General features: G+C 63.8%; 15 protein-coding genes. 10 read left to right on the top strand and 5 right to left on the bottom strand.

The genetic code is table 11. The annotated features are described in order from the left end of the window. Positions 1 to 12: 12 nt before the first annotated feature. The 9 genes from atpB to XaFJ1_RS14190 all read left to right on the top strand — a co-directional run bounded on the left by atpB (position 13) and on the right by XaFJ1_RS14190 (position 8,017). Positions 13 to 807, top strand: coding sequence for a F0F1 ATP synthase subunit A (gene atpB, locus XaFJ1_RS14230; RefSeq protein WP_012917382.1), 795 nt, complete (start codon positions 13 to 15; stop codon positions 805 to 807). Between the two features lie 82 nt (positions 808 to 889). Beyond that, on the top strand, positions 890 to 1,189 hold the full coding sequence (gene atpE, locus XaFJ1_RS14225) for a F0F1 ATP synthase subunit C (RefSeq protein ID WP_012917381.1): 300 nt from the start codon (positions 890 to 892) through the stop codon (positions 1,187 to 1,189). Between the two features lie 114 nt (positions 1,190 to 1,303). Then, positions 1,304 to 1,774, top strand: coding sequence for a F0F1 ATP synthase subunit B (locus tag XaFJ1_RS14220; protein WP_012917380.1), 471 nt, complete (start codon positions 1,304 to 1,306; stop codon positions 1,772 to 1,774). A 1-nt stretch (position 1,775) separates the two neighbouring features. Continuing rightward, the gene (locus tag XaFJ1_RS14215) at positions 1,776 to 2,303 is read left to right on the top strand and encodes a F0F1 ATP synthase subunit delta (protein WP_012917379.1); all 528 of its coding nucleotides are present in this window, start codon (positions 1,776 to 1,778) and stop codon (positions 2,301 to 2,303) included. 147 nt (positions 2,304 to 2,450) lie between these two features. Next, positions 2,451 to 3,998, top strand: a complete 1,548-nt coding sequence (atpA, locus tag XaFJ1_RS14210; protein WP_012917378.1) for a F0F1 ATP synthase subunit alpha — start codon at positions 2,451 to 2,453, stop codon at positions 3,996 to 3,998. 146 nt (positions 3,999 to 4,144) lie between these two features. Then, a complete protein-coding gene (atpG, locus tag XaFJ1_RS14205) occupies positions 4,145 to 5,008 on the top strand; it encodes a F0F1 ATP synthase subunit gamma (RefSeq protein ID WP_012917377.1) in 864 nt (287 codons plus the stop codon). 118 nt (positions 5,009 to 5,126) lie between these two features. Further along, a complete protein-coding gene (gene atpD, locus XaFJ1_RS14200) occupies positions 5,127 to 6,533 on the top strand; it encodes a F0F1 ATP synthase subunit beta (RefSeq protein ID WP_012917376.1) in 1,407 nt (468 codons plus the stop codon). A gap of 170 nt (positions 6,534 to 6,703) precedes the next feature. Continuing rightward, the gene (locus XaFJ1_RS14195) at positions 6,704 to 7,126 is read left to right on the top strand and encodes a F0F1 ATP synthase subunit epsilon (protein ID WP_012917375.1); all 423 of its coding nucleotides are present in this window, start codon (positions 6,704 to 6,706) and stop codon (positions 7,124 to 7,126) included. Positions 7,127 to 7,444: 318 nt separating this feature from the next. Further along, positions 7,445 to 8,017: a chorismate mutase gene (locus XaFJ1_RS14190; RefSeq protein WP_012917374.1), complete on the top strand. Its 573-nt coding sequence runs from the start codon at positions 7,445 to 7,447 to the stop codon at positions 8,015 to 8,017. A 170-nt stretch (positions 8,018 to 8,187) separates the two neighbouring features. Here the strand turns inward: XaFJ1_RS14190 and XaFJ1_RS14185 are convergent, their stop codons facing one another. Next, positions 8,188 to 8,571, bottom strand: a complete 384-nt coding sequence (locus XaFJ1_RS14185) for a GtrA family protein (RefSeq protein ID WP_045757041.1) — start codon at positions 8,569 to 8,571, stop codon at positions 8,188 to 8,190. A 134-nt stretch (positions 8,572 to 8,705) separates the two neighbouring features. On the opposite strand from XaFJ1_RS14185, the gene glmU reads away from it, so the two are divergent. Beyond that, on the top strand, positions 8,706 to 10,073 hold the full coding sequence (gene glmU, locus XaFJ1_RS14180; RefSeq protein WP_012917372.1) for a bifunctional UDP-N-acetylglucosamine diphosphorylase/glucosamine-1-phosphate N-acetyltransferase GlmU: 1,368 nt from the start codon (positions 8,706 to 8,708) through the stop codon (positions 10,071 to 10,073). A gap of 30 nt (positions 10,074 to 10,103) precedes the next feature. Here glmU and XaFJ1_RS14175 read toward each other — a convergent pair whose 3' ends face one another. From XaFJ1_RS14175 to XaFJ1_RS14160, 4 genes are all read right to left on the bottom strand, one after another. Further along, positions 10,104 to 11,471, bottom strand: a complete 1,368-nt coding sequence (locus XaFJ1_RS14175; RefSeq protein ID WP_012917371.1) for a sensor histidine kinase — start codon at positions 11,469 to 11,471, stop codon at positions 10,104 to 10,106. Continuing rightward, entirely contained in the window at positions 11,468 to 12,805 is a 1,338-nt protein-coding gene (locus tag XaFJ1_RS14170) for a sigma-54-dependent transcriptional regulator (protein WP_012917370.1), read from the bottom strand. Before XaFJ1_RS14170 ends, XaFJ1_RS14175 begins: the two co-directional genes overlap by 4 nt. A gap of 99 nt (positions 12,806 to 12,904) precedes the next feature. Beyond that, positions 12,905 to 14,146, bottom strand: coding sequence for an ABC transporter permease (locus XaFJ1_RS14165; protein WP_012917369.1), 1,242 nt, complete (start codon positions 14,144 to 14,146; stop codon positions 12,905 to 12,907). A gap of 7 nt (positions 14,147 to 14,153) precedes the next feature. Next, entirely contained in the window at positions 14,154 to 15,485 is a 1,332-nt protein-coding gene (locus XaFJ1_RS14160; RefSeq protein WP_012917368.1) for an ABC transporter permease, read from the bottom strand. Positions 15,486 to 15,494: the final 9 nt, after the last annotated feature.

Here is a 15,494-nt window from a genome sequence, read left to right as displayed (position 1 = left end):
GGCTCAGGACTCATGGCGGGCGAGGCAGCAACCCCTACCTCCTACATCCAGCATCACCTCAAGAACCTCACCTTCCAGGTGCAGGAGGGCGGTTTCTGGCAATTGCATATCGACACGCTGGTGATGTCGCTGCTGATGGGCCTGTTGATGGTGTTTGCCTTCTGGATGGCCACGCGCAAAGCCACCGCTGGCGTGCCGGGCAAGTGGCAGGCGTTCGTGGAAATCATGCTGGAGTTCGTCGACCGTCAGGCCAAGGACACCTACCATGGCACCAGCAAGTTGGTGACGCCCATCGCGATCACGCTGTTTTTCTGGATCTTGATGATGAACCTCATCAAGCTGATCCCGGCGGACTTCATCGCCAAGCCGCTGGAGTTGGCTGGCGTGCATCACTGGAAGCCGGTGCCCACGGCCGACGTCAATGCCACGCTCGGCATGTCGATCAGTGTGTTCTTCCTGATGGTGTTTTTCTCGCTGCGCTCCAAGGGTGTGGGCGGGATGGCCAAGGAATTCCTCACGGCGCCGTTCGGCAAGTGGATGCTGCCGTTCAACCTGATTCTCAACATCGTCGAATGGCTGAGCAAGCCGGTGTCGCTGGGAATGCGATTGTTCGGCAACATGTTTGGCGGCGAGATCGTGTTCCTGCTGATCTGGGTGCTGGGCGGTGCCGGCATCTTCGGTGCGTTGGCCGGCGGCGCGTTCGGCTTTGGCTGGATGCTGTTCCACCTGCTGGTGATCCCGTTGCAAGCGTTCATTTTCATGATGTTGTCCATCGTGTACCTGAGCCTGGCGGAAGACAGCCACTAACGTTTCGTTTTCTGTTTCATCTGTTTCTGTAACCCTTCGTTCGCTTCACCATCCTCAAGCAACTTTGTTCCTGGAGAAAACCATGTTCTTTGCCGTTCTGACCAACCTCGCCCAAGTCCAGAGCTCCACCATCCTCGCCGTCGGCATCATGATCGGCTTGGCCGCGCTGGGTGCTGGCCTCGGTTTGGCCATCATGGCCGGCAAGTTCCTGGAGTCGGCCGCGCGCCAGCCGGAATTGATCCCGGTGTTGCAGGTCCGCATGTTCATCACCGCCGGCCTGATCGACGCCGCGTTCATCATCAGCGTCGCGGTCGGTCTGCTGTTCGCGATCGCCAACCCGATGATCGGCGAGTTCGTCGCGCGTCTGCCGCAGGTCGGTTGATCCCGTCGCACCGGCACGCGGTCGCCTCAGGCGGCCGCCGTTGCGGAGGAAGGTTCGGACGCGTCGCCGTGCTGGCGGCGCGCCCACCACGTCACCTTTGGTTGAGCGTACCCCATGAATATCGGTCTCACCCTTTTTGCCCAGGCGCTGGCCTTCGCCGGTCTGATCTGGATCGTCGCGACCAAGATCTGGCCGCCACTGATGCAGGCCATCGAAGCGCGTCAGCAGAAGATCGCCGAAGGTCTTGCCGCGGCCGATCGCAGTCAGAAGGATCTGGCGCAGGCACAGGAAAAGGTCAACGAAGCGTTGAAGGACGCGCGCAGCAAGGCTAACGAGATCATCGACCAGGCCCACGCGCGTGCCAACCAGATCGTCGAGGCGGCCAGACACGAAGCGGTTGTCGAAGCCAACCGGCAGAAGGAGCTGGCGCAGGCCGAGATCGAGGCGGCGGCCAATCGTGCGCGCGAAGACCTGCGTCGCCAGGTCTCGCTGCTGGCGGTGAGCGGTGCCGAAAAGCTGCTCAAGCGCGAAATCGATGCCAATGCGCACAAGACGCTGCTCGACGCGTTGGCGGCGGAGCTCTGAGATGAGTCAGTCCCTCACACTGGCACGTCCCTACGCCCGTGCCGCGTTCGCTGCGGCGAGTGATGCCGGCAAGCTCGTGCCGTGGTCGCAGGCGCTGGCGTTCTCCGCCCAGGTCGCGGCCGATCCACGCGTGGCCGCGTTGTTGCACAACCCGCAGTTGCAGCGCGAACAGGCGGTGACGCTGCTCGCGCCGGAGCAGGCCGACGAGCAGTATCGGCGCTTTCTGAGCCTGCTGGCGGAAGGTCAGCGCCTGCCGCTGCTGCCGGAGATCGCCGGGCTGTACGATCAGTTGCGTGCCGACGCCGAGCGCGTGGTCAAGGCCAACGTGACTTCCGCCGCCGCCCTGAGCGATGCGGAAGTGGCCTCGTTGAAGCTGGCATTGCAGCAGCGTTTCGGCCGCGAGGTCGAGATCGCCACGATGGTGGACGCCTCGCTGATCGGCGGTGCGGTGATCGACGCGGGCGATGTGGTCATCGATGGCTCGTTGAAAGGCAAGCTATCGCGTCTGCAATCCGCATTGGTCCACTAAGAACCGGGAATGGCGAAGAGAGAAGAGACAACCCGGCCTGGCGACGATGCCCTGCGCGATTTCCGATTCTCCATTCCCGATTCTCAAAAAAGCTAACCACACGTCGCCATTCGCCGCTGTGCGATGGACGATACGAAGGAAACCAAGATGGCAACCACGCTCAACCCCTCCGAAATCAGCGAACTGATCAAGAACCGCATCGAGCAGGTCAAGCTGGCCGCGGAGTCGCGCAACGAAGGCACGGTCACCAGCGTGTCCGACGGCATCGTGCGCATCTTCGGCTTGGCCGACGTGATGCAGGGCGAAATGATCGAACTGCCGAACGACACCTATGCCCTGGCCCTGAACCTGGAGCGTGACTCGGTCGGTGCCGTGGTGCTTGGCGACTACGAGAACCTGCGCGAAGGCGACATCGCCAAGACCACCGGCCGCATCCTGGAAGTGCCGGTGGGCAAGGAGTTGCTGGGCCGCGTGGTCAACGCGCTGGGCGAGCCGATCGACGGCAAGGGCCCGCTGGGCACCCGTGCGACCGCGCCGGTGGAGCGCGTGGCGCCGGGCGTGATCTGGCGCAAGTCGGTGGATCAGCCGGTGCAGACCGGATACAAGTCGGTCGATGCGATGATCCCGATCGGCCGCGGCCAGCGCGAGTTGCTCATCGGGGATCGTCAGACCGGTAAGACCGCGCTGGCCATCGACGCGGTGATCAACCAGAAGACCACCGGCATCAAGTGCGTGTACGTGGCAATCGGGCAGAAGGCTTCGACCGTCGCCAACATCGTGCGCAAGCTGGAAGAGAACGGCGCGCTGGCGCACACCATCGTGGTCGCCGCGACGGCCTCCGAATCGGCGGCGATGCAATACATCAGCGCCTACGCCGGCTGCACCATGGGCGAATACTTCATGGACCGCGGCGAAGACGCGCTGATCGTGTACGACGATCTGTCCAAGCAGGCCGTGGCCTACCGGCAGATCTCGTTGCTGTTGAAGCGCCCGCCGGGTCGCGAAGCGTATCCGGGCGACGTGTTCTACCTGCACAGCCGTCTGCTGGAGCGCGCCGCGCGCGTGTCCGAGGAGTACGTGGAGCAGTTCACCAAGGGCGAGGTCAAGGGCAAGACCGGGTCGCTGACCGCGCTGCCGATCATCGAGACCCAGGCCGGCGACGTATCCGCGTTCGTGCCGACCAACGTGATTTCGATCACCGACGGCCAGATCTTCCTGGAAACCGACCTGTTCAACGCCGGCATCCGCCCGGCGGTGAACGCGGGCATTTCGGTGTCGCGCGTCGGCGGCGCCGCGCAGACCAAGATCATCAAGAAGCTCTCCGGCGGTATCCGCATCTCGCTGGCGCAGTACCGCGAGCTGGCGGCGTTCGCGCAGTTCGCCTCGGACCTGGACGAAGCCACCCGCAAGCAGCTCGAGCGCGGTCAGCGCGTCACCGAGTTGATGAAGCAGAAGCAGTACCTACCGATGTCCATCGCCAACCAGGCCTTGTCGATCTACGCGGTCAACGAGGGTTACCTGGACGACGTGCCGGTCAACAAGATCGGCGCGTTCGAGGAAGGCCTGCACGCGCACTTCGCCAACACCGCCGGCGAGTTGATCGCCAAGGTCAACGAGACCGGCGACTGGAATGGCGAGATCGAGGCGGCGTTCAAGAAAGGTATCGGCGAATTCAAGACCACCGGTAGCTGGTAAAGCGCCGGGACCCGGAATCCGGGACCCGGGACCCGCGAAAGCGGAGTCCCTGGGACCGTGACCTGGGCGCCGGGTGACAACAACGAGTCGTGATCCAGGGCCTTTACCGGGTCCCGGATTCCGGGTCCAGAGTCCCGAGAAGAGAAATGGCAGGCGGACGCGAAATCAAATCCAAGATCAAGAGCGTGCAGAACACCCGCAAGGTGACTCGTGCGCTCGAGATGGTCTCGGCCTCCAAGATCCGCAAGGCGCAGGATCGGATGAAGACCTCGCGGCCCTACGCGCAGGCGATGAAGCAGGTGATCGGGCATCTGGCGCAGGCCAACACCGAGTACACGCACCCGTTCCTGGTGCAGCGCGAGACGGTCAAGCGCGTCGGTTATATCGTGATCTCCTCTGATCGCGGCTTGGCCGGTGGCTTGAACAACAACCTGTTCCGCAAGATGCTGGGCGAAGTGCGCCAGTGGCAGGACCAGGGCGCTGAGGTGGACGTGGTCACCATCGGGCAAAAGGCGTCGGTGTTTTTCCGCCGGCTCAAGGTGAATATGGTCGGCAGCGTCAGCCACCTTGGCGATGTGCCGCACCTGGAACAGTTGGTCGGTGTGATCAAGGTCATGCTGGACGCGTTCACCGAGGGCACGCTGGATCGCGTGTATCTGGTCTACAACCACTTCATCAACACGATGACGCAGAAGGCCAGTTTCGACCAGTTGCTGCCGCTGCCAGCGGCGGAATACAAGGTCGCGCACCACGACTGGGATTATCTGTACGAACCCGATGCCGCGACCGTGCTGGAGCATGTGATGCGCCGTTACATCGAGTCGCTGGTGTACCAGGCGGTGCTGGAGAACGTGGCCTCCGAGCATGCGGCGCGCATGGTCGCGATGAAGGCGGCCAGCGACAACGCCAGCAAGCTGATCAGCACCTTGCAGTTGGTTTACAACAAGGCACGTCAGGCGGCGATTACCCAAGAAATTTCCGAAATCGTCGGCGGCGCGGCCGCTGTGTAGCCGGGAATCGGGAAAGATGCCGGAGTGCTCGCTGCCGTAAGCCGCTCCTCCCGCGTCAGATTCCCCGTTCCCCATTCCCGATACCAGATTCGCATAGACATTAAGTGGAGTTACCCAAATGAGTCAGGGCAAGATCGTTCAGATCATCGGCGCGGTCGTCGACGTCGAATTCGCGCGGGCCGATGTGCCGAAGATTTACGACGCATTGAAGGTCGAAGGCACCGCCATCACGCTGGAAGTACAGCAGCAGCTGGGCGATGGCGTTGTGCGCACCATTGCCCTCGGCTCCACCGATGGCCTCAAGCGCAACCTGGTCGCGACCAACACTGGCCGCGCGATCGCGGTGCCGGTCGGCGCGGGCACGCTGGGCCGCATCATGGACGTGCTGGGCCGTCCGATCGACGAAGCCGGTGAGGTGCAGGCCACCGACCATTGGGAAATCCACCGCGCTGCGCCGACATATGAAGATCAGTCCTCGGCCACCGAATTGCTGGAAACCGGCATCAAGGTCATCGACCTGATGTGCCCGTTCGCCAAGGGCGGCAAGGTCGGCCTGTTCGGCGGCGCCGGTGTCGGCAAGACCGTCAACATGATGGAGCTGATCAACAACATCGCCAAGGCACACGCAGGCTTGTCGGTGTTTGCTGGCGTGGGCGAGCGGACCCGCGAGGGCAACGATTTCTACCACGAAATGAAGGACTCCAACGTCCTGGACAAGGTCGCGATGGTGTATGGCCAGATGAACGAGCCGCCGGGCAACCGATTGCGCGTCGCACTGACCGGCCTGACCATGGCCGAGTACTTCCGCGACGAAAAGGATGCTTCGGGCAAGGGCAAGGACGTGCTGCTGTTCGTCGATAACATCTACCGCTACACCCTGGCCGGTACCGAAGTGTCGGCGTTGCTGGGCCGCATGCCGTCGGCGGTGGGTTACCAGCCGACCCTGGCCGAGGAAATGGGCGTGTTGCAGGAGCGCATCACCTCCACCAAGAACGGCTCGATCACCTCGATCCAGGCGGTGTACGTGCCCGCGGACGACCTCACCGACCCGTCGCCGGCGACCACCTTCGCCCACCTCGACGCCACCGTCGTGCTGTCGCGTAACATCGCCTCGCTGGGCATCTATCCGGCGGTGGACCCGTTGGATTCGACCAGCCGCCAGCTCGATCCGAACGTGATCGGCCACGAGCATTACGACACCGCGCGCCGCGTGCAGTCCACCTTGCAGAAGTACAAGGAGCTGAAGGACATCATCGCGATCCTGGGCATGGACGAACTGTCCGAAGAGGACAAGCAGGCCGTGTCGCGCGCGCGCAAGATCGAGCGCTTCTTCAGCCAGCCGTTCCACGTGGCCGAAGTGTTCACCGGCTCGCCGGGCAAGTACGTGTCGCTGAAGGACACCATCCGCGGCTTCAAGGCGATCGTCGATGGCGAGTACGACCACCTGCCGGAGCAGGCGTTCTACATGGTCGGCGGCATCGAGGAAGCGGTCGAGAAAGCCAAGAAGATGGCCGAAAAGGCCTGATCTGTGCAGCCGGCTGCACGCGGTCGGCGCACGCATCCGCACGTCAGTTGTCAGCTATCGTCAAGGTGGGGCGCAGGACATCGAAGCACCGGGCAAGTCACGCGACCGTTGAGCCGCCTGGCCAATTCCGCCGCCGCAGTCCAGCGTCCCACCTCATCCAGTGAGGCACCATGAGCACCATCCGTTGCGACATCGTCAGCGCCGAGAATGAGATCTACCACGGCGAGGCGACCCTGGTGGTCGTCACCGGCGAGCTGGGCGAGTTGGGCATCGCACCCAAGCATGCACCGCTGATCACCCGGCTCAAGCCCGGCAAGGTGGTGGTGACCACCGCCAGTGGCGAACAGTTGGACTTCGCCATTTCTGGCGGCATTCTTGAGGTGCAGCCGCAGGTGGTCACGATCCTGGCCGACACCGCGATCCGTGCGCAGGATATCGACGAGGCGTCGGTGCGCAAGGCCAAGGAAGAAGCCGAGCGTTTGCTCGCCGGTCGCGGTGAAGGCATCGACGTGGCCGAAGCGCAGGCCAAGCTGGCGCAAGTGACTGCCCAGTTGCAGGCGCTGGAACGCCTGCGCAGGAATCTCAGGCACTGAGTGCCATGTGCGGCCGATGGGCGGTCGCATGCGCGATGAAGACGCCGGCGGTTGCCGGCGTTGTCGTGTCTGCGCGATGCCATGTCGCTGCCGCTTCAAGCCGCAGGACTGCGACGGGGATGTTGGACACGCCTGTTGCATCGCTGTCGTGGTGGATTGTGACGGAAGCATGCTTCTGGCTTTATCGTTGCTGACTCGATGGCGGTGGCGAGAGACAACATGGCGTTGCGTCATTGCATGCCTCAACGGCTGCGGCAAGATGTCGGCCCGATCTGCGCATCCTTCCCCTCGCCTGCAGACGGTTCTCGGAGACTCACGATGACCACAACCGCTTCCTCTTCCCTTACGCATGCGCTGACGGCGCTGCTGGCCGGTGCCGCTTTGATGGGGTGTGCGATTCCCGCCCGCAGCTCGACCCCGCTGGAGCCGCTGCTCGATCGTATCGTCGCGCGCAATGCCATCGCCGACCAGGTGGCGCTGAGCAAATGGGATAGCGGCAAGCCGGTGCTGGATAGCGTGCGCGAGGCCGCCGTACTGGCCAAGGTGCGCGAACAGGCCCCGGCGCATGGTGTGGATCCCGACGATGCGGCGCGCTTTTTCAGCATGCAGATCGAATCCAACAAGCTGGTGCAGTACGAATTGTTGTCGCGTTGGCACCTGCGTGGTCGCGCGCCCAACCGTCCGCGTCCGGATCTGAGCGCGCTGCGCACACGCCTGGATCAATTGCAGGGCGAGATGCTCGATGCCTTGCAGGCCAGCGCGACGCTGCGGCAGGCGTCGGACTGTCCGACCACGACTGCCCGCGCCGCAGAAGTCTATGCCCAGCGCTGGCAACTGGATCAACTCCACCACACCGCGCTGGTCCGCAGCCTGGGCGATTTCTGCCACTGAGTGTCGAGGTGGCGCGGCGGGTGTTGCACCGAGGTGCTTTAGGAACGAGTCGAGTCGCGGCTGCGCTGTCGTCCGTCCTGTGTCGGTCGCAGCCAACAGCGTCGACATGAACAAGCGCGTGCGATGGCGTCCATGCCATCGCACGCGGTCGAGTGCCGCAGGCCGCGCGGTCAGCGATACACCAACTGTCGGCCGAGAAAGAACGACGCCACGGACAGCATGCCTTCGACCAGCGGCTTGCCCAACCAGGCCAGACGCAGACCCAGCGCGGTCGCGCACAACGACACCAGCCAACTGCTGAGGATGGTGAGCGCAAGCCACAGCGCGGCGAAGCGACCGAAGCGTTGCCAGCCCAGGCGGGGGACGTTGCCGTTGGCGAAGGTGATGCGGCCGTTGAGCCAGAACCCGAGCATGGCTCCGCAGATGCGGCCCAGCACGTTGCCGGGAATCGGCGGCATGCCTGCGGCGGTCGTCCCCACGAAGACACTCCAATCGACCAGCAATTGCAGCAGGCCGATCAGCACAAATTGGCTGCTCTGTCGCAGGAGACTCATGCACATCCAGGGTGAGGGGCTGACCGCGCATGCTAGCGGTTGCCGTGCCGAGATACACTCCCGCCTCGTGCAGGACACAGCGCACGGCACTGCAAGCCTTTAACATTGCCCATCGTCCGAAACGGAACCGCCGCATGAGCCTGCCACTGCACGTCGTGATTCTCGCCGCCGGCGCGGGCAAACGGATGAAGTCGGCCAAGTCCAAGGTCCTCCACTGCATTGCCGGCCGCCCGATGCTGGCGCACGTGATCGAGGCCGCACGCCAGTTGCATCCGCAGGCGATCCACATCGTCTACGGGCATGGCGGCGACGCGGTGCGGGCCGCCTTCGCCGAGCAGACGGATTTGCTGTGGGCCGAACAGTCCCAGCAATTGGGAACCGGCCATGCAGTGCAGCAGGCGATGGAGGCGGTGCCGGATGCGGCCACCGTATTGGTGTTGTATGGCGACGTGCCGTTGATCCGTACCGACACGTTGTTGCGCCTGTTGCACGCACCAGGCCGTTTGGCGGTGTTGGTGGCCGAGCCAGACGACCCGACCGGCTATGGCCGTATCGTGCGCGATGCAGCCGGCAAGGTCGCGGCGATCGTCGAACAGAAGGACGCTGACGATGCGCAGCGCCGCATCCGGACCGTCAACACCGGCATCGTCACCGCCGAATCCACGGCATTGCGACGCTGGTTGGCGGGGCTGCGCAACGACAACGCGCAGGGCGAGTATTACCTGACCGACGTGTTCGCCGCCGCCGCTGCCGAGTTCACCCCGGCGGAGATGGTGCTGGTGGACGATCCGATCGAAGCCGAAGGCGCCAATGATCCATGGCAACTGGCGCAGTTGGAGCGCGCCTGGCAGCTGCGCGCGGCACGCGCGCTGTGCGAACAGGGCGTGCAGGTGCTGGACCCCAATCGCCTGGACCAGCGCGGCCGCGTGCGCGTGGGCCGCGATGTGCGTATCGATGTGAATGTGATCCTGGAAGGCGAGGTGGAGCTTGGCGACGATGTCAGCATCGGCCCATTCGTCCGGCTGAAGGATGTGGTGCTGGGGCCAGGCACCGAGGTGCGCGCGCATTGCGATCTGGAAGGCGTGGTCGCCGAAGGCGCGGTGCAGATCGGGCCGTTCGCGCGGCTGCGGCCGGGCACCGTGTTGGCCGATGGTGTGCACATCGGCAACTTCGTCGAGACCAAGCAGGCGGTCCTCGGTGTCGGCAGCAAGGCCAATCACCTGAGCTACCTGGGCGATGCGAAGATCGGCAGCGGGGTCAATCTCGGCGCCGGTACCATTACCTGCAACTACGATGGCGTGAACAAGTCGCAGACCATCATCGGCGATGGCGTGTTCGTCGGTTCCAACAGTGCGCTGGTGGCGCCGCTGGAGATCGGTGCCGGCGCCACCATCGGTGCCGGCTCGGTGATCACCCGCAGCGCGCCGGCCGGCAAGCTGAGCGTGGCTCGCGTGCGCCAGGAAACCATCGAGGGCTGGAAGCGCCCGAGCAAGCGCGACTGAGTCGGCGGCATGGGGGGCGTGGAGTGCGACTCAGCCCAGACTGTTAATCGAGATGGTGATGGGCAGCGCAATGGTCACGCATAGCCCGCCGGCATCGCGGTTGTGCAGCGACAGGCGGCCGCCGTGCGCTTCGACGATTTCCCGGGTTAATGCCAAGCCGAGGCCGGTGCCATTGCGCTTGGTCGAGTAGAACGGCATCAGCGCGTGATGCAGCACCGCTTCGCTCATGCCGCTGCCGCGGTCCAGCACCTCGATGCGCAGCCAGTCCGGACGCGTGGACACGCGCACGCGCACGCCGTCGGCTGACATCAACTGCTCGGGGCTGGATTCGTGTGCGTTTTTGAGCAGATTGAGCAGCGCCTGCTGCAGTTGTGCTGGATCGACTCGGCTGTGCAGATCAGGCGCTTCCAGGTCCAGTGCGAACGGAATCTGCTGCTGGAGTCCGGCCAGGAATTGCGCCCAGTGCACGCTCTGCAATTGCGGCTGGGGTAGTTTGGCGAAGTGCGCGTAGCTGCGGATGAAGCCCTCTAGGTGTCGTGCGCGTTCCTCGATGGTGCCGAATACTTCTTCTAGTCGCTCTACTTTCTGTCGCCGTACCAACTCGGCGCCGGAATGCGCCAGCGAAGCGATCGGGGCCAGCGAGTTGTTCAGTTCGTGGCTGATGACCCGGATCACTTTTTTCCAGGTATGCACTTCCTGTCGGCGCAGTTCGGCGGTGAGCAGGCGCAGCAACAGCAGTTCGTGCGGACGCCCGTTGAGATGAAAGCCACGCCGCGACAGATGATAAATCTGTTCTTCCTCCGGATCCTGCGTGTGGTCCTCGATCGAGAACAGGCTGTCGCCGCCGCGCGCGATGGCGTCGCGCAGCGGCGCCGGTACAGCCAGCAGCAGATCGTCCAGGCGTTGTCCTTCCAGCTTCCAGCCGCCATGCAGCAGCTTGCGCGCGGCCAGGTTGGAGAAGATCACACGGTGCAGGCCATCGCCGCCCTTGCAGGTCAGCAGCATCGCCACCGGGGTGTTCTGCACCATGGTGTCGAGCATCAGCTCGCGCTGTATCAGTGCTTGTCGTTGCTCGCGCAGGATCTCGCCGAGCTGTTGGTGCGCTGCCACCATTTTCCCCAATTCGTCGTCGCTGCGCCATGACACGCTGACGTTGTACTCGCCGTCGCGGTAGCTGCCGATGATGCTGGCCAGGGCGCGGAACAGCGAACGCATCGGCGCGGTGGCGTGGTGCAGGGCCAACCACGTCAGTGCGATCAGCACCAGAGCCGACAGCGTCATTGCTCCCCAGCTGTGCTCCATGCAGTGCGCCAGCAGCCACGGCAATGTCGCCGCCAGCGCCAGCAGTGGCAGCAGGCGCAGGAACAACTCGGTGGTGAAGGAAGGGCGCAGTCTCATTCGCGTGGGATGCCGTAGCGTTCCATGCGTCGGTACAGCGCTTGCCGGCTCATGCCCAGTTCGGCCGCGGCCTGGGCGATGACACCGTGAGCGCGCTTCAGCACGGTTACGATGCGCTCGCGGTCCGGTTCGTCCGTGTGGCTGCTGCGTTGCGGCGCGGGCCTGGGCAGATTGAGGTCGGCGGACTGGATCTGTGCGCCGCTGGCCAGTAATTCGGCACGTTGGATTACGTTGCGCAGCTCGCGCACGTTGCCGGGCCAGGTATGCCGTTGCAGTGCCTGCGTGGCGCCGATCGACAGCGTCTTGGTGCTGGATAGAAACCCTTCGGCCAGCGGCAGGATATCCCCAGGACGCTCGGCGAGCGCCGGCAGCGACAGTTCCACCGCATTGAGCCGGTAGTACAGATCCTCGCGGAATGTACCTGCGCGGATCATCGCGCTCACGTCGGCATTGGTGGCGCTGATGACCCGGACCTTGACCTGCCGCTCGCGGTTGGAACCGAGCCGCTCGAAGCGACCGGTCTCCAGCACGCGCAGCAGTTTCATCTGCCCGGCCAGCGATAGATTGCCGATCTCGTCTAGGAACAGCGTGCCGCCATCGGCGGCCTCGAACTTGCCTTCTCGGGCCTTGGTGGCGCCGGTGTAGGCGCCGGCCTCGGCGCCGAACAGTTCGGCTTCGATCAGTTCGGCTGGAAGCGCAGCGCAGTTCAGGGCTACAAATGGGCCGTCTCGCACCGGCGAGTTGGCCTGGATGATCTCGGCGATCTTTTCTTTACCGCTGCCGTTGGGCCCGGTGATGAGCACCGGCAACGCCGAGCGTGCAATCTGGCAGGCCAGGGCGATGGCGCGCGCGCTGGCGGGATCGGCGAACACGGCGCCGCGTAGATCGTAGCGGCGTGCCAGATCCGCGCGATGGCGGCGCTCGCCGTCGCGGCGGCGCTCCAGTTCGCGGCGGGTTTCGGATAGCTCCAGCAAATTGTTGACCGTGGTCAGCAGCTTGCGATCGTCCCAGGGCTTGGCCAGGTAGTCGGCGGCACCCGCCTTGACCAGCTCCACCGCGCTGCTGAGTTGGGTCCAGGCAGTCAGTAGGATCACCGGCATGTCCGGGTGGCGTGCGCGGATCGCCTCGAACAATGCGGCACCCTCCTCGCCGGAGGTGGTGTCTGCGCTGAAGTTCATGTCCTGCAGTACCAGATCGATGCCGCCATCGGCCAGGCGTTGCAGGCCGGCCTGCGGGCTGTCGGCGTAGGCGGTCTCGATCTCGTGCAGGGAAAACAGCACTTCCAGCGCAGTGGCGACGGCGGGGTTGTCGTCGATGATCAACAGGCAGGGCATCGTGAACCTTGAAGGCGGGCCGGCATGCCGACGCCGGCAGATGGACAGGATGGCATCATCGCAGCCCGTGCCAGACTTGTCGTGTGGATTGCCGCGCTATCAGGCATGACGGGTGGCGATGGCCGGCGGCATGGCGGCGGCGCGACGTGCCGGCCCGAACACGGCGAGCTGACCCATTATCAACAAGACACCCACCCCGATCGGCAGGCAGATCGCCGGTAAGCGCGTCAGTTCGTAGTGCTGCATCAGCCACAGATTGGCGGCGTAGGCCATGGGGATGCCCAAGACCAGCCCGGTGCCGATAATCAGCAGGTTCTCCAATTGGAACTGGTGCAGGATCTGCGTGCGGGTCGCACCGAGTGCGCGGCGGATGCCGATCTGGCGCGTGCGTTGCTGGATCCAGAAACCGCTGAGGCTGGCGATGCCGATCAAGGTGATGGCCGTGACCAGCACGCTCACCGAGCCGAACAGCCACACAGCGGCGCGGCGTGGTTTCAGGTGTGCGTTGCGCTGTGATTCGTAGTCACTGACCTTGGGTTCGGTGCCGTGCATCAGGTCTGCACCGAGTGCGCGCTTGAGCTGTGGCGCGATCTGTGCAATCACTGCATCGCGTTGTTCCGGCGCGACGCGCACGGCATAGTTCAGAATGGGCGTGTTGGTGATTTTGCCGGGTGTCAGCATCGAGAACTCGGCTTTGCCATCGTCGAGTTCGTCGAGCTGGTAGCGCAGCAGGTGCCTTACCAGACCGACCACCACGAAGTGATCGGTGTCTTGCGGATCCCTGCTGGTGAGGATGCCACCCAATGCGGGGTGCGCGCCGAACAGCCTACGCGCCAGCGCCTCGGTGAGGATGACGGGGGTGTTACCTTTGTTGAGCACGGCCGACGTTAACAGGTCGATGTTGTACATTTCATTGGGGCTGAAGCGGCGGCCAGCGCTGAGCTCCAAGCCCAGCGCATCGAGTGCGGTGTCGCCGCTGTACAGGCTTGGGATTTCCGATCCGGCGGGACCTTTCAGCAGGACCGTCACCGTTAACGAAGAGCTCATCGGCAATCCAATCATCGGTGACACCGCCTTGACGCCAGGGATCTTGCGTAGCGCATCGGTTGCCGTGAGGATCTGCGCGGCGTTCCAGTTGCCGGCCTGGTTGATCACTTGGTCCACGATCACCAGCTCCCCGCGTGGGATGCCATCGGCGACCAACATCGGTGCGAGCTTTTGCCAGAGCAGAAACAGCACGTTGAGCAGAATCGCGCATGCCACGGTGGTTTGTGCGATGACCAGTAGCGGCATCAGCGGATGTCGTCGTAACGGAGCGAGATAAGGACGCAGAATAGACATAAGCACCTCAGAGGCTCTTGACTTGCATGGCCGGTGAAAGTCGCGACGCGCGCCATGCGGGGATGAGGCCGACCAGCAGGCCGGTGCCGATCGCCAGCAGCAGCAACAGGCCGAATAGATCAGCCCGGAACTGGGCCAAGTCGCTGTACGTCGTGTTCTGTATGCGCACCACCCACAGGCCGAATAGTGTCGCCGGTAATGCCAATATGCCGCCCAGCAATCCGATCAACCCGGACTCGGTCAGGCAGCGCACAAACACCGCGTGGCGTGGTGCGCCCAGTACACGATGGATGCCGATTTCGTTAGCGCGGCGCAGGAAGCGTGCCGCGAGCAAGCCGGCGACGTTGAGAATACACAAGCCCAGCAGTGCCAAGGCCAGCCACGCGTTTAAATGCACGGTATCGGGCACGATGCGATTGGCGGCCAGCCATGCGAACACGTTGTACAGCATGGCTTTCGGAGCTCGTGGAAATACACCGGCAGTGTGCTGTGCCTGTGCGAAGGTCAACAACGCTGCGCGGTAGTTGTCTACTTGTGCCTCGGTCTGCAACTGCGCCCACAGCATCAGCCAGCGGCAGGCGTGCAGATTGATCTCATTGAAGCGCATGCCACCGGAGCTATTATCGTCACACTGCATCCCCACCGATGGTGGGGCATCGGCATCGAGCGCGGCTTGCGCTGGGACAAAGAATTCGATCGGTAAGTCGCTCCATGCCTGATCCAGTGATTGCAGGAAGTAGAACGCCGGCCTCGGTCCCCAATTGTCGCTGATGCCGATGACCCGAAACAGATGTTTGCCCAAGCGCAGTTGGTGGCCCAGCCCATGTTCGGTGCCGAATAACCGCAGACTCTGCCGATGGCCGATGATCGCCACCGGCACACGGTCGCGCTCTTCCTGCTCGGTCCAATAGCGGCCTTCGCGCAGTGGCACGCCAAAGATGCGGGGCATCGGACCCAATGCCGCCACGCCACCAACAGATGCGCTCTGGCGCTGATCTTCGTTGGTGATCGTGAACTGGCTGGAAGCCAGTGCGGTCTGTGGGATGTCCGGATGTGACGCCATGAAGCGTTGAACATCGGCTATTTTCCACTGTGATGGCGGCAGTGGGTGTGGTTCGTCGAGCGTGTTGTCGGTGGCGGCCTCGCGCGAATCCACCCAGCCCAGATACAACTGCTGGCTGAGTCCTGGTAATGGATCGGCGGAGAGCACCTTCAGCAGTGTCAGCATCGTCATCACCGCAGCCAGGCCGAGCGCGAGCGTCAGCATGGTCAGTAGCATGGTGCGCGGATGGCGACGTGCGCCGCGTATTCCGAGTTCAACGGCGTATGGCAGTGGCATCAGTGGATC

Origin of the sequence: Xanthomonas albilineans (genome assembly GCF_009931595.1) — a bacterium.
GTDB classification, from domain to species: Bacteria; Pseudomonadota; Gammaproteobacteria; order Xanthomonadales; family Xanthomonadaceae; genus Xanthomonas_A; species Xanthomonas_A albilineans.
This window is presented reverse-complemented; position numbering and strand designations above follow the sequence as displayed.